General features: G+C 38.5%; 19 protein-coding genes. 5 read left to right on the top strand and 14 right to left on the bottom strand.

Translation table 11 applies throughout. The annotated features are described in order from the left end of the window. Positions 1-115 precede the first annotated feature (115 nt). Complete coding sequence (locus tag H131_RS06560; RefSeq protein WP_010858304.1) at positions 116-1,249, bottom strand: CAP domain-containing protein; 1,134 nt, start codon at positions 1,247-1,249, stop codon at positions 116-118. A gap of 148 nt (positions 1,250-1,397) precedes the next feature. On the opposite strand from H131_RS06560, the gene H131_RS06555 reads away from it, so the two are divergent. Both H131_RS06555 and ytvI read left to right on the top strand, forming a co-directional pair. Then, positions 1,398-1,763, top strand: coding sequence for a YugN family protein (locus H131_RS06555; protein WP_010858303.1), 366 nt, complete (start codon positions 1,398-1,400; stop codon positions 1,761-1,763). 230 nt (positions 1,764-1,993) lie between these two features. Then, positions 1,994-3,058 carry a sporulation integral membrane protein YtvI gene (ytvI, locus tag H131_RS06550; protein WP_010858302.1) on the top strand — a complete coding sequence of 355 codons (1,065 nt, stop codon included), beginning with the start codon at positions 1,994-1,996 and terminating at the stop codon, positions 3,056-3,058. Between the two features lie 17 nt (positions 3,059-3,075). Here the strand turns inward: ytvI and H131_RS06545 are convergent, their stop codons facing one another. From H131_RS06545 to cyoE, 7 genes are all read right to left on the bottom strand, one after another. Continuing rightward, positions 3,076-3,537, bottom strand: coding sequence for a DUF420 domain-containing protein (locus H131_RS06545; RefSeq protein ID WP_010858301.1), 462 nt, complete (start codon positions 3,535-3,537; stop codon positions 3,076-3,078). A 34-nt stretch (positions 3,538-3,571) separates the two neighbouring features. After that, entirely contained in the window at positions 3,572-4,501 is a 930-nt protein-coding gene (ctaG, locus tag H131_RS06540) for a cytochrome c oxidase assembly factor CtaG (protein ID WP_010858300.1), read from the bottom strand. 159 nt (positions 4,502-4,660) lie between these two features. Then, positions 4,661-5,005, bottom strand: coding sequence for a cytochrome C oxidase subunit IV family protein (locus tag H131_RS06535; protein WP_010858299.1), 345 nt, complete (start codon positions 5,003-5,005; stop codon positions 4,661-4,663). Position 5,006: 1 nt separating this feature from the next. Beyond that, entirely contained in the window at positions 5,007-5,633 is a 627-nt protein-coding gene (locus H131_RS06530) for a cytochrome c oxidase subunit 3 (protein ID WP_010858298.1), read from the bottom strand. After that, a complete protein-coding gene (gene ctaD / locus H131_RS06525) occupies positions 5,633-7,519 on the bottom strand; it encodes a cytochrome c oxidase subunit I (RefSeq protein WP_010858297.1) in 1,887 nt (628 codons plus the stop codon). Before ctaD ends, H131_RS06530 begins: the two co-directional genes overlap by 1 nt. Positions 7,520-7,560: 41 nt before the next feature. After that, positions 7,561-8,649 carry a cytochrome c oxidase subunit II gene (gene coxB / locus H131_RS06520; protein WP_010858296.1) on the bottom strand — a complete coding sequence of 363 codons (1,089 nt, stop codon included), beginning with the start codon at positions 8,647-8,649 and terminating at the stop codon, positions 7,561-7,563. 101 nt (positions 8,650-8,750) lie between these two features. Next, on the bottom strand, positions 8,751-9,668 hold the full coding sequence (gene cyoE / locus H131_RS06515; RefSeq protein ID WP_010858295.1) for a heme o synthase: 918 nt from the start codon (positions 9,666-9,668) through the stop codon (positions 8,751-8,753). Positions 9,669-10,004: 336 nt separating this feature from the next. On the opposite strand from cyoE, the gene H131_RS06510 reads away from it, so the two are divergent. Continuing rightward, on the top strand, positions 10,005-10,928 hold the full coding sequence (locus H131_RS06510; protein WP_010858294.1) for a COX15/CtaA family protein: 924 nt from the start codon (positions 10,005-10,007) through the stop codon (positions 10,926-10,928). Positions 10,929-11,329: 401 nt separating this feature from the next. On the opposite strand, the gene H131_RS06505 is transcribed toward H131_RS06510, so the two are convergent. The 6 genes from H131_RS06505 to H131_RS06485 form a co-directional block, all read right to left on the bottom strand. Then, positions 11,330-11,518 carry a hypothetical protein gene (locus H131_RS06505; protein WP_010858292.1) on the bottom strand — a complete coding sequence of 63 codons (189 nt, stop codon included), beginning with the start codon at positions 11,516-11,518 and terminating at the stop codon, positions 11,330-11,332. Further along, positions 11,511-11,783 carry a hypothetical protein gene (locus H131_RS25260; protein ID WP_010858291.1) on the bottom strand — a complete coding sequence of 91 codons (273 nt, stop codon included), beginning with the start codon at positions 11,781-11,783 and terminating at the stop codon, positions 11,511-11,513. The genes H131_RS06505 and H131_RS25260 overlap by 8 nt, the downstream gene beginning before the upstream one ends. Beyond that, the gene (locus H131_RS25255; protein WP_010858290.1) at positions 11,752-12,129 is read right to left on the bottom strand and encodes a TetR family transcriptional regulator; all 378 of its coding nucleotides are present in this window, start codon (positions 12,127-12,129) and stop codon (positions 11,752-11,754) included. The genes H131_RS25260 and H131_RS25255 overlap by 32 nt, the downstream gene beginning before the upstream one ends. 134 nt (positions 12,130-12,263) lie before the next feature. After that, positions 12,264-15,698: a pyruvate carboxylase gene (pyc, locus tag H131_RS06495; RefSeq protein WP_010858289.1), complete on the bottom strand. Its 3,435-nt coding sequence runs from the start codon at positions 15,696-15,698 to the stop codon at positions 12,264-12,266. Positions 15,699-15,709: 11 nt separating this feature from the next. Continuing rightward, positions 15,710-16,891 (bottom strand): FtsW/RodA/SpoVE family cell cycle protein, encoded by a 1,182-nt coding sequence (locus tag H131_RS06490; protein WP_010858288.1) that lies wholly within the window; start codon positions 16,889-16,891, stop codon positions 15,710-15,712. A 61-nt stretch (positions 16,892-16,952) separates the two neighbouring features. Beyond that, entirely contained in the window at positions 16,953-17,234 is a 282-nt protein-coding gene (locus tag H131_RS06485) for an Fpa/YlaN family protein (RefSeq protein WP_004224778.1), read from the bottom strand. 181 nt (positions 17,235-17,415) lie between these two features. On the opposite strand from H131_RS06485, the gene H131_RS06480 reads away from it, so the two are divergent. Further along, the gene (locus H131_RS06480; protein WP_010858287.1) at positions 17,416-17,916 is read left to right on the top strand and encodes a molybdopterin-binding protein; all 501 of its coding nucleotides are present in this window, start codon (positions 17,416-17,418) and stop codon (positions 17,914-17,916) included. 12 nt (positions 17,917-17,928) lie between these two features. Further along, positions 17,929-18,132: a YlaI family protein gene (locus H131_RS06475; RefSeq protein WP_010858286.1), complete on the top strand. Its 204-nt coding sequence runs from the start codon at positions 17,929-17,931 to the stop codon at positions 18,130-18,132. Positions 18,133-18,147: the final 15 nt, after the last annotated feature.

Below are 18,147 nucleotides of genomic sequence, written 5' to 3'. Positions count from 1 at the left end.
TTTGTCTTTGACTATATTTCTAATCAGTAAATGTTGGGTGTCAGCCAACTCGAAATTGTTCGAGTTTATCTACAGTCTGAGAGGCTGTCTTATACGTAAAACAACCAATTTTTCATTATTGAATTGTTTGATCTGAAGTTTCGTCTGCATTATCTTCTGGTTCTTCGCTATCCTCTAGCTCACTGTCCATACTGTGCTCAGTCGGTTCGATAAAAATTTGTGTATAGTAATTTAAAAAAACGCCCGATCCGACAAGCGAATATTTATCGTTTAAGATTACTTTACGATGTTCAGGAGAATTGAGCCAACCATGCATCGCCTCAATGGCGTCGAAATAAGCAGTTGCTAGATTTTCATTCGCTTCATTATAGGCAATTTCATATGCCTCTAACCGCTTCTTCAAATCACCATTTGTTGGTGATTCATGTGAGAGAAAATTTTGCACCTTCATATCTTCACTATGCTTTCTCGCTACTTCATCTAATGCATCATCCATTTCTACTGGTGCTAAATCATGATGAACTCTTGTTACATTTATTAAATCATCTAGCTGGGCTGCACTTGCCAAGTTAATATCTTGCTGTAAAAACGAGGATGGTGGAGTTGGTATGACTAGCTCACCTTGGTAAATCATTTCATACGGTTGATGTAGTACGAGCGTCTCGCTATCTGTAAAGCGTACACCTTGTAATTCACCTGTTTCTCCATCTATATAGAGCTGTGCAAAAAGCCCATCAAACTTCACAAGCAATCGTGTCTGCATATCTTCCTCACTCATCGAGAAAACGAAAATATTTTCACCAACATTGGCAGCCACTTCATAATCAATAATTGTCATTCGATAAATTTCATCACGCTTCTGACCAATTTTAAATGGTGCTGCATCTAGTTTATCACCTGCTATGTATACTTGTGTCACAATATTATTTTGCACACCAACCATAAAAAATGAGGAAACGCTTGTCTTATAAACCCACCATTCATAACCATATGATGATGGCTCTTTTCTTGCTGGTTCACCATGTTGTTCCAATACTACTCGTGTTTCCTGTCCGATAAGTGTTGACATACCACTTTTCGGACGGGCCATTGCCCCCATCTCTGGCTGCTTCAGCTCTGTCTTTGGAATAACATTAGACTTAGCATTTGGGCCTTCTAGTGGTTCATTTTCCCGTGCAGTATTAAAGAACATAAAGCCGATAAACGCAATTGCTGCACATACAATTAAAATGCGAAATAAAGCTTTCATACTTGACCCCTTTCCATCACCATTATTGTAATTTATTATATCAATTGTAATCGTGTTGACACAATGTTGTCATTGCAACAATGTCGAATATGCTCTATTATAAAAATGAGCGTATACTTTGTACGAAAAGCTAAAGGAGGATTATTAGATGTATTTTGAAAATACTAACCTTGAAAATTTAACAGCTGACCAAGAACTAATTGAAAGCGTTATGAATAAGAACGGTCTTGAATGTGACGGTGGCTGGGATTATGAACGTATGACTTTTGATCGTCGTTTCGATACTCGTGAAGGTCGTTACTACCTACGCGTATTCGCATATGCTAAATCTGGTGATGTTGGAGCACACGATGCAGTTCTAACTTTAATGAAGCCAGCACTTGGTAAATATTACTATCCACATGGTGTAGAGTATGGGGAAGATGAAATTTTCCCAGCGCACCTTGTTAAAAAATGTGATGAGATCTTAAAAAAAGTAAGATTAGATCTTGAAGCTTATGAAGTTCGCGTCTAATGTAATAATAGAATATACAAAACATTTAGCACGTATGTCGGCAAATAGTAGCAATCAGCAAACTATGTTTTTAATGACAGCATAGTAGATGGTATACTAACTTTAGGTTGGCCTTGCGTGTAATGCCTATAAGCTTTGAAAAGACTGGTGGTCCAGTCTTTTTTATTTTGAGTAAAATAATTTTTTCTCCTCATACTAACGATATCTTTCAAATGATGTAGGTGAAGTTAATGATACAATTTTTCAAAAGGCCCTTTTTTCGCCATCCAATAATCATCATTGCTATCGGAATTATTATACTGTGGTTCATATCCTTATCTTTACCAGTCCTACTTGCCTACGTTACGGCACTACTGTTAGAACCTGTCATTATCCGTATCAGCAAACGTTTTCGAAAAAAGAGAAAAATTGTCGTTTCCATTTTCTTTTTGTTGTTTTTTTTCTTAACACTTATCTTATGTATTCTTGCTGCATTTATTAGTTGGAAACAATTTTCATCTTTTTTACTCCATATACCAGACTACCTCAACCAATTGTCTGCACTTTGGATTCAAATTCAATCAAAGCTAGCCAATTACACATATCATTTGCCTTTAGAACTTGTTACACAAATTCAACTCTTCATCACACGTTCACTAGCATCCATTGAAAAATTTGCTTTTTCTTTAACAAACTTGAATGTTTGGTCATCGTTAATTACACATCTATCTTCACGTTTGTTTGATATATTCGTTTATTGGATAGTTCTCTATATGCTACTGTTAGAATTACCATCTATTAATCAAAAAATATTAGCCCCCATTCCTTTTCATCATCACCAAAAAATACTATTTATTGGCCAGCGGGTCAAGGTTGCTTTATTTGGATTTGTGAAGGCTCAATTCCTTGTCGGTATTTGTATTTTTACAATAGCTTTAGCAGCCTTTTTTTTATTAAAAACGCCTTTTCCTTTAATTTTAGCACTGTTACTTGTGTTATTAGATGTCATTCCATTTCTAGACTCATTTATATTACTAATACCATGGGCCATTTACAAAGCACTAACAGGACAATATGTATTTGCCGTCTCCTTACTTGTTCTTACAATCGTACTTTTTTTAGTGCGTCGAATGATTGAACCAAAAATTATTGGCGATAAGATTGGGCTATCTTCCCTTTCCACGTTTGTCGCAATGTTTATCGGTTTTAAAGTTTTTGGGTTTCTCGGCATTTTAATCGGACCTTTACTCGTTGTCGTTGTCCTTTCTCTTTTTAACCAAAACGATATAAAAAATCTCCCTCCTTCTCAAGAGTAAGGAGGGAGATTTATATGTTAAAACCCTAAAATTGCTTTAATAACTGACGTTGTTTCACCTGGTTCAAACAGGATATACAATAACATGTACACCATTACACCTGTAATGGCTACGAAGAACCAAATAATACTTGTAATAGGTCCGATTCGACGGTGAAGCTTAATCTTTGTTTTCAAACCTGAAATAATACTTACAATACCGAATACTGCTCCCACTGTCGCAAGAGTAATATGGAATATTAAAAAGAATGTGTAATACGGTTTTAAATCCTCACCGCCACCAAACGCAGTATTTCCAATAAAGATTGTACGTGAAGCATAAATGATAAAGAAAATAAGTGCAGCAGCACCAGCAGCTAACATTACTTTTTTATGTGCCTCTACCTTCCCCTTCATGATTAAGCCCCAACCAATTGCTACTAATACAGCACTAATGACGATAAATGACGTACTAATAGTAGGCAACATTTGTATTTCCATGCACAAAACTCCTTATACAATGTAAATTTCTCTTTTATAGCTGATGTTGATGTTCGCTTTCCCATTTCTGTTGGTGCGCCTTTAAGGCATCTGCAGTAATTTTATCGGGATCTTTTTGTTCTGAGCGATACCATTTTGTAAAAATAGAAGCGATTAAAACACCAAAGATAAGCTCTTGCAGTATTTTCATAAGTACGCCGCCAAGTTGTTGATCCGCAACAGGTTTCATATCTGTAAATAGCTCTGGTCCCGATAAAGACAAGCCAGATAATGTAGAAGCCGGTACACAAAGCTCCATTGCTTTTAACCAAGCATCACCATTTGTATACGTTTCATACATCGCATTGGGAGCAAAAATAATTAAAGCACATGCAGGTGTAATTAATACTGCGTTTGCAATAATGTAAGCTAACTTATACAAAGGCTTCATTTGAGAACTTTCTGGCATTTGTTGAATTATTGGCCAGTACATTAAACCCGAAGAAATAAATAATACAAAAGTGTATGTACTATGTAAAGTCTCATTTAATTTAATGTAGTCTAAGACTGAAGGCAAATGATAAAAAGAAAATAGACCGATAAATACAATTGTCGCAACGACCGGTAAAGTTAAAACTCTAAATAAAGGTTTTACAACTGGTGCCTCAATAACTACCTTCCATACCCACCAAGGAATTCCTTTAATAATGAAGATCGGCACAAGTAATAGTAATATAGCCATTTGCACCATATGCATTGTAAACATAATATGTGCCATTAAATCGATTGGAGATCCTTTAATAATATAGATCGTTACCATTGCCAATAAGAAGTATATTGCCTCTCCTTTTTTCAACGGCTCACTTACTTTAAAATCTTTGCGCCATTTCGTTGTTACTAAGAAATAGATAATAGTTATGAAAACGAGAACCCCTATTAAATACGGGCTCCATAAAGCTTGGAAACCAAATATACTAAGTGGCATACAGTACGCACTCCTTTAAACTTCAGTACTCCTATTATAAAACGCATACAGTTGAACTGCAATGAACGAAAGGTGAACAATTTTCTATTGCGTAGTCTTCTCTAGTATCCAACGAAAAAAGCACGTCTCTACTAAAAGTAGAGAACGTGCATTTCTGGTTTACCACCAAATGATTGTTAAGAATGCTAAGAAGAACGTAAATGCGATTAACATCCCCACCCACATGAAGAAGCCAATTACTCCACCGTAGTGAGTTTTTTTGTCTTCTAAGTGCATGAAAGCGTAAAGTTGAAGAACAACTTGAACACCAGCAAGCAATAAAACGAACGGGAATATTAAGTATTTAGAAAAATCAGCTGCAACAACTGCGAATGCGATGAATGTTAAGAAAATCATGATCGCAAAGTTGATTACTTGTTTACGCATATGAACGGCATTATGATGACGATCATATTCGTATTGCGCTTGAGACTTAGCAACTACAGGTGTATCGTGTGATGACATATTATCCGATCACTCCCATCAAGTATACTACTGTAAAGATAAATACCCAAACCACGTCGATAAAGTGCCAGTATAAAGCAGCCACGAAGAATTTAGGCGCATTGTACAGGTTAAGACCACGTTTAGCGTTACGAATAAGTAATGTTGTAATCCAAACTAATCCTAACGTTACGTGGAAACCGTGTGTACCTACTAGCGAATAGAACGCAGTGGCGAATGCAGATTGGTTAAAAGTGAAACCAAGATGCACATAGTGATAAAACTCATAAATTTCAAGGGCCAAGAAGCCAAGGCCTAGAAGTAAAGTGATAGCTAACCAAGTTTGCATACCTTTATAGTTAAAGTTACGCATATGGTAAATTGCATAAACAGATGTAAGTGATGATGTTAATAGTAACATCGTCATTGCAAAAGCTAACGGTAATTCAAATAAATCTTGTGTTGTGAACTCCATGCCAGCTGGCCCTTTGTTCTTAAGTGCTAAGTAAGTAGCAAATAAACTTGCGAAAAGTACAACTTCACATGCAAGGAAAATCCAGAAACCAACGACTTTGTTTTTACCTTCTAGCGTTGCTTGTTCAGGATGATCTGGCCAAGTATGAGGAGTAAATTTAGTATTGAAATCCATTATTTATTTCCTCCTTTGCCATAAAGTTGTTCTTCAATTTTGATAATATCTTCTTTGTGTAAGTGGAAGCCGTGATCGTCTTTAACAGAACGGACAATCATTGCACCAAATGTAATTGCAAGACCAATGATTAATACATAGATTGACCATGGCTTATCAGCATCTGGATTATAAAGTGCACCGAATGCTGCGATAAACATACCTAAAGAAATAACGAATGGAATTGCAGAGTTGTTTGGCATATGAATATCGCCAAGTGGCTCAGCATATGTCATACCCTCTTTGTTACCTTCTTGTTTTTCAATCCAATAAGGATCTAATCCACGCACAAGTGGCGTTTGACGGAAGTTATAGAATGGAATTGGCTGTGGAATAGCCCACTCTAATGTACGTCCATCGCCCCATGGATCGCGACCTGCTGGTTTACCTTTGATAGACATTAAGCAGTTGATTACCATTAAGATAACCCCTACACCCATCATCAATGCACCGATTGTAGAAATATAGTTGAACTGATCCCAACCTTGACCTTCCATGTAAGTGAATACGCGACGTGGCATACCCATTAAACCTAAGAAATGTTGAAGGAAGAACGTTAAATGGAAACCGATAAAGAATACCCAGAAAGTAATTTTACCAAGCGTTTCGTTTAACATACGGTTGAAGAAAATTGGCCAGTAGAAGTGCGCTGAACCAAATAAAGCTAATACGATACCACCTACGATTACGTAGTGGAAGTGAGCAACGATAAAGTAAGAATCGTGTAATTGATAGTCAAGAGGAGCAGCTGCTTGCATTACCCCTGTAACACCACCCGCAACGAATGACGGGATGAAACCAAGTGCATAAAGCATTGGTGTCGTAACTTTAATAGATCCGCCCCAAATAGTTAAGATCCAGTTGAATACTTTCATACCTGTTGGAACGGCAATTGCCATTGTAGCAACAGCGAAGATTGCGTTTGCTGTTGGCCCAAGACCAACTGTAAACATGTGATGGGCCCAAACCATGAAGCCTAAGAAACCAATTAAGATTGTTGCGAATACCATTGAAGAGTATCCGAATAAACGTTTACGAGAAAATGCTGGAATAATCTCAGAGAATAAACCAAATGCTGGTAATACTAAGATATAAACCTCTGGGTGTCCGAAGATCCAGAATAAGTGTTCCCAAATAATTGTGTTACCACCCATTGTATGGTCAAAGAAGTTACCACCGAACATACGGTCAAATAACATCATTAATAAACCAATTGTAAGTGGAGGGAAGGCGAATAGGATTAATGCACTTGAAACTAGTGCTGTCCATGTGAATAAAGGCATACGCATGAACGTCATACCTGGAGCACGCATTGTAATAATCGTAACGATGAAGTTAAGACCAGAAATTAATGTACCTGCCCCTGAAATTTGTAAACCAAGTACATAGAAGTCAATACCATGTCCTGGAGAATATAAAGATAATGATGCATAAGATGTCCAGCCCGCATCAGGAGCGCCACCCATGAAGAATGACAGGTGCAGGAAAATAGCACCTAGGAAGAATAACCAGAACCCTAAAGAGTTAAGGAATGGGAATGCAACGTCACGTGCACCAATTTGTAATGGTACAAGCATGTTCATAAATGCGAATAATAATGGAGTCGCAGCTAGGAATAACATTGTCGTTCCGTGCATTGTTAATAATTCATTGAAAAAACCAGCTGAAACGAAATCGTTATTCGGTTTCATTAATTGAATACGCATTAATAACGCTTCAAAGCCAGCGATAGCGAAGAACAAAGTACCTGCTAATAAATACATTACTGCTAACTTTTTATGGTCAACAGTTGTAATGTAGTCCCAGATAGCTGCTCCAAAGCCCTTTTTCTGTGTGTATGAGCTCACAACTCTTACCTCCCTCAAAGTTTGTTACAAAAAACTTAAAATTATTTCTCTACTGATAAGCCCATGATATAAGTTGCAAGAGCTTGAATTTCTTCGTCAGATAAGTCGCCATAGATTGGTGCAGTACCATCAGGTTTCATCATTAAGTTACCTGGTTTGTATTGTTCAGGATCCTTAATCCATGCTTGTAAGTTCTCTTCAGTGTGCTCTAAGAAACCAGCAACACGGTTACGGTCACCAAATGTCGTTAAGTTAGGACCTACTCCACCTGTTCCGCCTACTCCCGATACAGCATGACAAGCTAAACAGCTGTTAGCAAATGTTGCTTCACCAAGATCTGTAGATGCTTTGTCAGCAGTTTGTCCTTCTGTAGCTTTCATTGAAGCCACCCAAGCATCAAACGCTTCTGGGCTTAATGATTTTACTTTAAAGTCCATTAATGCATGTGAAGGACCACATAACTCAGCACATTTACCATAAAATACGCCGTCTTTAAGGTCTTTCGATTCTTTATCGAATACGAGGTAGAATTTATTTAAGTTTTCTACGTTTGTATCCATCTTACCGCCTACAGCAGGAATCCAGAATGAGTGCTTAACATCGGCAGCTTTTAAGTTAAAGTAAACTTTTTGGCCTGTTGGTACAACTAATTCTTGTGCAGTTACGATACCTTGGTTAGGGTATTCGAACTCCCACCAATATAATTTTGCAGTTACATTTACTGTAAGAGCAGTTTTATTACCGTTTTCGTCTACCTCATCCATTGCAGCAACATCTGCAAATTTATAAGTAGCCGTAACAACTGGTACAGCAATAATTAATAATAAGATTATTGGAATAACTGTCCAAATCACTTCAAGAGTGTGACTTCCTTCTACTTGTTTAGGAATTACGTTTTCTCCGACTTTAGCACGACGGAACTTAACGAATGCAAGTAAATAGATAACTGATACTACTACTATTACTAGCGTCATAATCCCCGTAGTTAACAGTAATAAATTCAATTGCTCTTTACCTACTTCACCAGATGGTTTCAGTGCAGAAATATATTCTTCACCACATCCCGAAAGGAAGACCATCATCACTGCTAGAAGTGAAAAAAGACGCCATTTTTTAAGCCCTTTCATCATAGCTTAATTAAACCCCTCTTTCTTTGTTGTATTTTCATGTGTACCTAGGACATTGGTTCTGTCTATATGAATTCTTTAGGGAAAAGAAAGAATTCCTAAAATTAGCTAAATACCGCAAATATTATGATGGATACAAATAGAATGGTCATATGATTCAACGAATAAATAAACATTTTATTTGCCCATTTAATATCATCTTTTGTGGTAAAGCCCTTAAGAGCTAGTATTACCCAACCCAAGTTCAATGCAGTCGCAAGTATTAAGAAGCCATTTCCTAGCTCAGGTAAAAGGAACGGTAACGGAAATAATAAAAGAATCCAGAAAATCATTGAGTACTTTGTTCGTTTAAATCCTTTTACAACTGGTAGCATGGGAATATTAGCCGCACGGTATTCTTCTGTACGTTTCATAGCAAGTGCATAAAAATGCGGTGGTTGCCATGCAAACATGATAAGGAATAAAGCAAGTGCTCCTGAACCAAGTGCTGGTTCAACTGCTGCGAAACCGATTATTGGTGGAATCGCACCAGAAATACTGCCTACAACCGTGTTACTAACATGCTTCCTTTTTGACCACATTGAGTACAGAACGACATAAGCAAATATCCCTAATAGTCCCCACATGCCGGCCGCTAATGATGCCGCAAATAACAAAATTTCACCTACAATTAAAAACGAGAGGGCAATGGTCAATACAAAATTAGGTTTGAATCTACCCGTTACTGTCGGTCTTGCCTTCGTTCGTTTCATGATCGGGTCAATATCTTGATCGATGAAATTATTCATCGCACCAGAACCACCGATAATTAATGCCGCACCCAGCATGGTGCAAAATATGACATCAAGCTCTTGCAAGAAGTGTCTACCAGTAAACTGAAATGCCAGCCACATCCCTGTAAACGTTGTAACAAGATTCGAGTTAACGATTCCAATTTTAATCAGTGCTAAGAAATCTTTTACAACAGATGTTGTTTCTGGTTCAGTATTTCTAGTAGCCGTCAGTGTACGACCGTTTGACATGTTACCTCTCCTTTCATTTTTGTAAGCATATTCCGCTAACACTAACTATAGCGAAATTTGCGATTGATTTCTAGACGTTTAGTGAAATTTAGATGAAGTTGTAAAAATTAGTTTAGTCTAGAAATATAATTAAAAACAACATATCTATAGTAAAACATTTTCTAAATTGAATTGTGAAGGTTAAAGCACGAAATTATGAACAATTTGTGAAATGGAATCGACATCTATTACTCCCGTCTCTTTACAAGTTGTTTTTTAAACGTATTTTAGATATTATCTAGTAGCAGAAACATTACGTTCATGTAATGTTGATAGATAAAGTAGGTGACTCATTTTATGCAACACAACAGGTATATGAAGTGGTTTGCTGTTGCTGCTACTGTAGGGATGCTCCTTATTTTACTTGGAGGCGCACTCGTTACAAAAACAGATAGTGGCTTAGGCTGTGGCCGAAACTGGCCCGATTGCAATGGTTCTCTAATTCCAAAAGAAATAACACCAGAAGTATTAATTGAATTCTCGCATCGTCTTGTTACAGGAGTCGTTTCACTTTCAATTCTTGCCTTAACAATCTGGACGTGGCGTAAACTCGGTCATGTTCGAGAAGTAAAATTTTTAGGTATCCTAGCAATGTTCTTCTTAATCGCACAGGCCCTCATCGGTGCAGCTCAAGTACTTTGGGGACAAGGTGATTTCATCCTTGCTCTGCATTTTGGGATTTCACTTATTTCCTTTGCAGCGGTTCTCCTTCTTTCTATGATTGTATTTGAAGTAGATCGAAAATTTGATGCTGATAACGTATTTATTGGCAAAAAGTTACGTTGGCATACGATTGCTGTCACAATTTATTCTTATTTAGTCGTTTATACGGGGGCACTGGTACGCCATACAGATTCGAGTCTGATATGTCCTGATTGGCCATTTTGTTACAACGAAACACCATTTGCACTGCCAAACAACATGTACGAATGGGTGCAAATGGGACACCGCCTTGCAGTACTCATTATTTTCATTTGGGTTACATACATAACATGGCACGCTATAAAAGAATACAAAAATCAACGCGTTATTTACTATGGTTGGATAATTGCCTTCATTATTGTTATTCTACAAGTTTTAGCTGGTATGTTAGTAGTCCTTACTAGATTAAATCTAACAGTTGCTTTATTGCATTCATTGTTCATTTCATTATTATTCGGTCTGCTTTGCTATATGATTATGCTAGTAGCACGTAGTAATTATAATGAGAAAAAGAAATAATTATAAAAAAAGATTCGACACAAAAGGTATTCGGAATAATCATATTCCGAATACCTTTTGAAATTTTATCAGAAATATTTAAAAGTGGCACCTTGGATTTCTTTAATCGTCTGACGCATAGAACGAATACTAAATACATATTGAATAAACGTCATTTTAAGAACAATAGGTTCAATACTTGATTGCCTATCATTACGTACATGAGTCGATTGGAGCGCAGGCGGCGACTTCTGCGGGAATAGCATGAGCTAAAGGCCCCGCAGGAGCGTAGCGACGAGGAGACTGAAGCCTTGCCCGCGAAAAACGACCGCCGTAACGGAAATCAACGGCTTCATGTAGACCCTTCTATTTTTTAAAAAAACTCGACACAAAACGTGTCGAATCTTTTTTCATTATTAAGCTTAGATTTGCCTTTTCATTACTTCCGAGCCAAGTGCACCTACAATCAAAATGACAAATGATATAAGTGCAAAATCAGTAAACAATGTAGTAAATGGTATGTCAAAAAATCGACAAATTGCTGTAATAATACGCCCCGCTAATAATATTAAGCCAATAATTAGCATCCAGTTAAATAAACCTTTAAGCATGTATCGCTCCCTCTACTTTCATTGCTGTTCTAATAATTTCAATTACTTCTTCACTGTACTGCTTTGCATCTATCGCTAGCGTCCCCCCAATTGACATATATTCACCTATTGCACCTTGAATCATTTTCGCAATCACATCAACAGAACTAATTTTAAAATCTCCTTGTATTTTACCAGCCTCTAACACGCTACACAACGCTGCTAGCAATGGATCATCTCCATCATCTGGTAGCTTATAATACGGCACGCCATTTTGTGCGTGCATTAAATACAATTTCTAGCAAGGCCACATTGTGCTTAGGATGCGTTGCTTGATAAGCAATACTCGCTTCGATAAAACGAGCTAGTTGTGTAATCGGCTCATTAGATTCGAAAGTTTTCGTTAAAATATATGTTGCAGATTGTTCAAGTAGCGCTTGCAAAGTTCCGTCAATCAAGTCTTGTCGATCTGCGAAGTGATAGGAGATAAGGGCTGTACTAATAGATGCGCGCTTTGCAATTTGTGCTAAGCTTGCCTTCACATAACCAATATCATCTAATGTCATAATTGTCGCTTCAATAAGTTGCTGTTTTCTTGCCTCTTGAATAAAAGACTTTTTATCATTTAGCATAAATTCACCTTTTTTTGATTGTCTAATTATTTTTTTGATTACTTAATCAATTTTTATAAAATTCATGAAAAAATAGCAAGAAAAAAGGTTATTAGTACGCATAATTGCCGTCTAATAACCTTTTTCTTTATTAATTATTCAATTTCTATTAATAGATCACCTGTTGAAATAGCGTCACCCGCAGTAGCGTATACCTCTTTGACAATCCCATCCTTCGGTGCTTGCACCGTCGTCTCCATTTTCATGGCTTCGGTAATCAGCAGGTGGTCGCCACGTTTTACTGGGCTGCCTTTTGATACAACCACTTTCAGCACCGTCCCTGGCATCGTCGCCCCTATTTGGTTCGGATTGCTTAGGTCTGCTTTTAACGCGATACTGCCGTCTACTTCAACGGTCATATCTTGAATCACTAGCTCACGCGATTGTCCGTTTAGCTCGAAATACATGACCCGCGTCCCATCATGCTGTGGTTCACCAATCGATACGAGTTTCACAATGAGTGTCTTGCCTTTTTCTATTTCTACTTCAATTTCTTCGCCTAGTTTTAAGCCATATAAAAACGTCGGCGTGTCTAATACCGAAATATTGCCGAAAGACGCAACTGTTTTTACATACTCCTCAAATACTTTCGGGTAGAGAGCATAAGCGAGAATATCTTGCTTTGTAACCGGTCGATGTAATTTATCCTCCAGTACTGCACCTAATTGTTCAAAGTTTATAGGCTCTAATAGCTCACCAGGGCGCACTGTAATCGCTTCACGGTCCTTTAAGATAACTTGTTGTAGCACTTGTGGGAAACCGCCATGCGGCTGTCCTAAATAGCCTTGGAAGAACTCAATAACGGAATCCGGGAAATCAATGTGTTGGCCCTTTGTCAGGACATTGTGTTCATCCAAATCATTTTGCACCATGAATAATGCCATATCGCCGACTACTTTGGACGACGGTGTGACCTTCACGATGTCGCCAAATAACAGGTTCACACGGGAATACATGCGCTTTACTTCATCCCAGCGGTCGCCGAGTCCTACTGCTTTCGCCTGTTGCTGTAAGTTACTATACTGACCGCCCGGCATCTCATGCACATAAATTTCAGAATGTGGACTAATCATGCCACTTTCGAAATCTTTATAGCATTTACGCACATCTTCCCAGTAGTACGATAGCTTTTCCAGCGACTCGATATCGGCTCGAATCTCACGTTTTCCACCCTTCATGGCATAGTACAACGAGTTGGCACTTGGTTGTGATGTCAAACCAGCCATAGACCCAAGGGCTGTATCGATAATATCCACCCCAGCTTCAATCGCTTTTGCGTATAAATAGATACCATTGCCACTTGTATCATGTGTATGCAGATGTATAGGTAGGTTTATCGCCTCTTTTAGCTCCGAAATTAAGCGATAGGTAGCTTCTGGCTTCAATAAACCGGCCATATCTTTAATCGCTAAAATATGTGCACCGGCTGCCTCCAGCTCCTTCGCCATGTCTTTGTAGTATTGCACCGAGTATTTCGCACGGGCATCGTCGAAAATATCCCCAGTGTAGCAGATTGAGGCTTCGGCAATTTTGCCTGATGCACGCGCTGCATCAATAGCCACTTCCATGCCTTTCACCCAGTTCAAGCTATCGAAAATACGGAACACATCAATGCCTGAAGCGGCCGATTCTGCAATAAACTCACGGATTAAATTGTCTGGATAGTTCGTGTAGCCAACCGCATTTGCCCCACGCAATAACATTTGGAATAACACATTCGGTACTTGTGCTCGTAGTTTGGCTAAGCGCTCCCACGGATCTTCTTTTAAAAAACGATATGCCACGTCAAACGTAGCCCCACCCCACATTTCAAGGGAGAAGAAATTATGCATCATGCGCGCTGTTTCATCCGCAATTTGGAACATATCCTGCGAACGCACACGTGTCGCCAGTAAGGATTGATGCGCATCACGGAACGTTGTATCGGTTAACAGCACATCGTCCTGCTCAAGAATCCATTTCACAAGCCCATCTGCACCTTGCGTCTCTAAAATTTGTTTCGTGCCAGATAAAGGCTGTCCATGCAAGTCTACTAATGGTTTAATAGGTTGTGTGAAAATAGGTTTAGCCTTCTTTTCCACCCCTGGGAAACCATTTAATGTAACATTTCCAATATAGCTTAATAATTTCGTCCCGCGGTCTTGACGCACAGGGAAGTTAAATAATTCAGGCGTTGTATCAATAAAACTTGTATCAAACGCACCTGAGATAAATTTTTCATGTGTCACCACATTATTTAAAAACGGAATATTCGTTTTCACACCACGAATACGGAATTCCTTTAAATTGCGGTCCATCTTCGCAGCGGCTTCTTTAAACGTCATGCCGGATGTTGAAATTTTCACAAGTAAGGAATCGTAATACGGAGTGACAACAGCCCCTTGGAAGCCATTGCCGGCATCTAATCGTACGCCAAAGCCACCACTTGAACGATATACCATCAGCTTTCCTGTATCCGGCATAAAGTCATTCGCAGGATCTTCTGTCGTAACACGGGCTTGAATCGCATAACCAAACAACGGTATAGCTGCCTGCTCAGGCATATGAATTTCCTCGCTATGTAAGCCATAGCCCGCTGCTACCTTGATTTGCGCATGCACAATGTCAATGCCTGTAATCATTTCTGTAATGGTATGCTCAACTTGAATACGAGGATTGACCTCGATGAAGTAAAAATCTTCTCCCGCGACTAAAAATTCGACTGTCCCTGCATTTATGTACGAGACATTTTTCATCAGTTTCACAGCCGCATCGCAAATTCGGTTTCTTAAATTTTCTGAAATGGAATGCGATGGAGCGATTTCAACTACTTTTTGATGGCGACGCTGGATGGAACAATCTCGTTCATATAAATGCACGATATTGCCTTCCTTGTCTCCGATTATTTGCACTTCAATATGTTTAGGTTGTAAAATACATTTTTCTACATATACTTCGTCAGAACCAAAGGCTGCTTTAGCTTCTGATTTGGCACGTTCATACGCTGACGTTGCCTCGTCCTTCGTATGGACAACACGCATGCCACGTCCACCGCCACCTAAGGACGCTTTAATCATTAGTGGATACCCATATTGCTCACCAAATGCGAGAACTTCATCGACAGAAGCCACTGGACCATCTGTCCCAGGAATCACAGGAATATCTGCACGCACAGCCTGTTCACGCGCCTTCACTTTATCGCCAAACATATCGAGGTGCTGGGAAGTTGGCCCGATAAAGAGAATACCTTCTTCTTCACAGCGACGTGCAAAGTCTACGTTTTCAGATAAAAAGCCATAACCTGGATGAATCGCATCAACGTCTGCATCTTTGGCAATCGTAATGATGCCTTCGATATCTAAATAAGCATCGATTGGTTTCTTGCCAGCACCGACTAAATATGCCTCGTCCGCTTTATAGCGATGGAATGCCCCGCTATCTTCACGCGAATAAATAGCCACAGTGCTAATATTCAGCTCCGTACAAGCACGGAAAATACGAATTGCAATTTCTCCCCTGTTTGCTACAAGAATTTTCTTGATTGATTCCATTGGTATCCCCCTTATGATTGTGCATTTTTTCTTTCTACCTTTTCAAACATGGAAACATTCACCAATATCCCCATAGCTAAAGATAGCAAAATTATAGATGTCCCGCCATAACTAATAAAAGGTAGCGTTACACCGGTTAACGGGATTATCCCTGTTACACCCCCAAGATTAATAAACGTCTGCCATGCAATCCAGCTCGCTATCCCCGCCGCAATCATGCGTGCTAGCGGATCTTTCGTACGCAATGCAATGGAAAATCCTTTATATACAATAAACCCTAAACCACCTAAAACGATAAGTACCCCCCAAATACCGAGTTCTTCCATAATAATCGCCATAATAAAATCGGTCTGTGGTTCAGGTAAATAACCTAATTTTTGAATCGATTGACCGAGACCTCTACCTTCTAAACCGCCTCCACCAATAGCATAGTAGCTATTCACAACCTGATGTCCTACACCATCTTCATAATCGAACGGATTTATATAGGATTGAATACGTCCTTTACGATTTCCTGTTAACAGCTCCCCTTTAAATAGCCAGAGCATCCCCAAAATGGCTGTACCAAATGCCCCTAACACACCGAAAAATTTCCAGAACGTTTTAAAAGGAATACCACTCGCCGCCACAACAGAAATAGCAATACCACAAAGAATAATGACTGCCCCTAAATCGGTTTCAAAGGCTACGCCTGCTACAACAAGTATCCAAAGAAATATTGGATAAAAAATTTCCGTAGGTTGTAATTTTTCTAACGTATACTTTTGCCCCTTTCGATAGAAAGCAGCGGCAAAATATAAAATTATAAATAGTTTTGCATATTCAGAAGGCTGAAAATTCCCTAGTCCTGGCACGGAAATCCAACTCTTAGAACCTACTTCCTCTGCACCATTACCAGCTACTTTTACCCAAGTAAATAGCACAACTAACACAATCGTAAGTAGCAGCATTATATTTTTATTGGCGTAATGCTTATAGGGGAAAAATGCTGCCACCAAAAACCCAAGAAATGCTACAGTTAAATTTATCACTTGTTTTTGATAAAAATAATCAGGTGCTTCTCCTCTTTGTACAATTGCCACCATTAGACTTGAACTATAAATCATCACTAAGCCAAATAAACTTAACAATAAGAACGTAAAAAATAATGGATAATCAAAATTTTGTGCATACCGTTTTAAATATTGTTTCATTGTGAAAACCTCGTTCTAGAAAAAAAACTCAAATCGCAAGGAGCGTTTGAGTTTTTTCTTTTTATTTGTCTGTATACGCGTCATGTAGTACAGAAAGTTCTTTCTCGAGTGAATCGAGAATTTCTTTGCCTTTTTCGCGTTCAATGAGTCCAAGCTTCACAGCAAAGTCAATTTCACGTGAAAGGCCGAACATTTGTGTATCTAATACTTCTTCATATAAAGGACATTGTGGCATTGTTAAATGATCCATTTGTACTCGAATGAGGCGAGCAATTTTATCAGCATCAGCAACTAAAAGCTCCAAAGCCTTCTCTTGAAAAGAAGTTTGTGATTTCGTATCCATGAGGACGCCCCCATTATCTGATATTTCTTCGATTCTATCTTAATAAAGTTTATCTTTTAGTCGTTAAAAATGCAAGTGTCTTCGTAGTAAAAAGACAAATCGAATTATATTTCTTTATTATCTCCTGTCTTTAGCGTTATACTATTTCATGGATATACAAGATTTGAGGAGGATTTCTAATATGGAAACAATTATTCCTATCAAGGGTGCAGTTTCATATCAACTAACATTAGATCCAACTGTTTGGATTTTCGATGACCGTAAACTAGACTTAAACACATACTTCCACACAAAAGAAGATGAGGAAGATGCAGATACAAAATATATGCGTGAAGTTGGTGCTCACTGGTCTCGTGAGATTATGGAAGGTGCTACTTTCCCACCAACGTTAAAATCAGAGCGAAAATTCGACCGTAAAGGAATGGAAACTGGTACTTTCGGAATCGAATTAAGCCACTTCTTAAAAAATGCTGAAGTACAGCCAGAAGCGACAAAAATCATCATTGAATGTCAAGATGGCAAAGAGCATCCTTTTACGCTCGAACAGGCAAATACGCTTATTTTTAAATATAGCCAAGATGGTAAGCCATTAAGCGAAGATGGACCTGTTCATGTGTTGTTCGGAGACGGTTCAAATGTAGACAATCCTATTAAAAAAGTGTTAGCCATTCGTGCAGAATAGGGAGGGTATGCTATGCGCGTAAAATGTGTCATTTGCGATACTATTAACCAATTAGATGATGATTTACCGTTAGCAAAAAAATTACGCAATCGGCCGATTCACACGTATATGTGCGACACCTGCCATGATCGTATTAAGCAAAATACAGTGACACGAATCGAAACGGGCAACTTCCGTTTCTATCGTACGTCTCCACATATGGATAAAGAATTTTAATGTCTATTAGCAATA

It is taken from the genome of Lysinibacillus sphaericus OT4b.31 (assembly GCF_000392615.1).
In the GTDB taxonomy this organism is placed as follows: Bacteria; Bacillota; Bacilli; order Bacillales_A; family Planococcaceae; genus Lysinibacillus; species Lysinibacillus sphaericus_B.
The sequence above is the reverse complement of the archived record's forward strand: the minus strand, read 5'-3'. Positions and strand labels throughout refer to the sequence as shown.

Excerpts from the sequence above, each read along its gene's own strand:
- H131_RS06505 (WP_010858292.1), bottom strand. The coding sequence starts at position 11,518 with ATGCTTAAAGGTTTATTTAACTGGATGCTAATTATTGGCTTAATATTA.
- H131_RS06535 (WP_010858299.1), bottom strand. The coding sequence starts at position 5,005 with ATGTCATCACACGATACACCTGTAGTTGCTAAGTCTCAAGCGCAATAC.
- pyc (WP_010858289.1), bottom strand. The coding sequence starts at position 15,698 with ATGGAATCAATCAAGAAAATTCTTGTAGCAAACAGGGGAGAAATTGCA.
- H131_RS06475 (WP_010858286.1), top strand. The coding sequence starts at position 17,929 with ATGCGCGTAAAATGTGTCATTTGCGATACTATTAACCAATTAGATGAT.
- H131_RS06485 (WP_004224778.1), bottom strand. The coding sequence starts at position 17,234 with ATGGATACGAAATCACAAACTTCTTTTCAAGAGAAGGCTTTGGAGCTT.
- H131_RS25255 (WP_010858290.1), bottom strand. The coding sequence starts at position 12,129 with ATGCTAAATGATAAAAAGTCTTTTATTCAAGAGGCAAGAAAACAGCAA.
- H131_RS06510 (WP_010858294.1), top strand. The coding sequence starts at position 10,005 with ATGCAACACAACAGGTATATGAAGTGGTTTGCTGTTGCTGCTACTGTA.
- ytvI (WP_010858302.1), top strand. The coding sequence starts at position 1,994 with ATGATACAATTTTTCAAAAGGCCCTTTTTTCGCCATCCAATAATCATC.
- H131_RS06480 (WP_010858287.1), top strand. The coding sequence starts at position 17,416 with ATGGAAACAATTATTCCTATCAAGGGTGCAGTTTCATATCAACTAACA.
- coxB (WP_010858296.1), bottom strand. The coding sequence starts at position 8,649 with ATGATGAAAGGGCTTAAAAAATGGCGTCTTTTTTCACTTCTAGCAGTG.
- H131_RS06530 (WP_010858298.1), bottom strand. The coding sequence starts at position 5,633 with ATGGATTTCAATACTAAATTTACTCCTCATACTTGGCCAGATCATCCT.
- H131_RS25260 (WP_010858291.1), bottom strand. The coding sequence starts at position 11,783 with ATGCACGCACAAAATGGCGTGCCGTATTATAAGCTACCAGATGATGGA.
- cyoE (WP_010858295.1), bottom strand. The coding sequence starts at position 9,668 with ATGTCAAACGGTCGTACACTGACGGCTACTAGAAATACTGAACCAGAA.
- H131_RS06490 (WP_010858288.1), bottom strand. The coding sequence starts at position 16,891 with ATGAAACAATATTTAAAACGGTATGCACAAAATTTTGATTATCCATTA.
- H131_RS06560 (WP_010858304.1), bottom strand. The coding sequence starts at position 1,249 with ATGAAAGCTTTATTTCGCATTTTAATTGTATGTGCAGCAATTGCGTTT.
- H131_RS06545 (WP_010858301.1), bottom strand. The coding sequence starts at position 3,537 with ATGGAAATACAAATGTTGCCTACTATTAGTACGTCATTTATCGTCATT.
- ctaG (WP_010858300.1), bottom strand. The coding sequence starts at position 4,501 with ATGCCACTTAGTATATTTGGTTTCCAAGCTTTATGGAGCCCGTATTTA.
- H131_RS06555 (WP_010858303.1), top strand. The coding sequence starts at position 1,398 with ATGTATTTTGAAAATACTAACCTTGAAAATTTAACAGCTGACCAAGAA.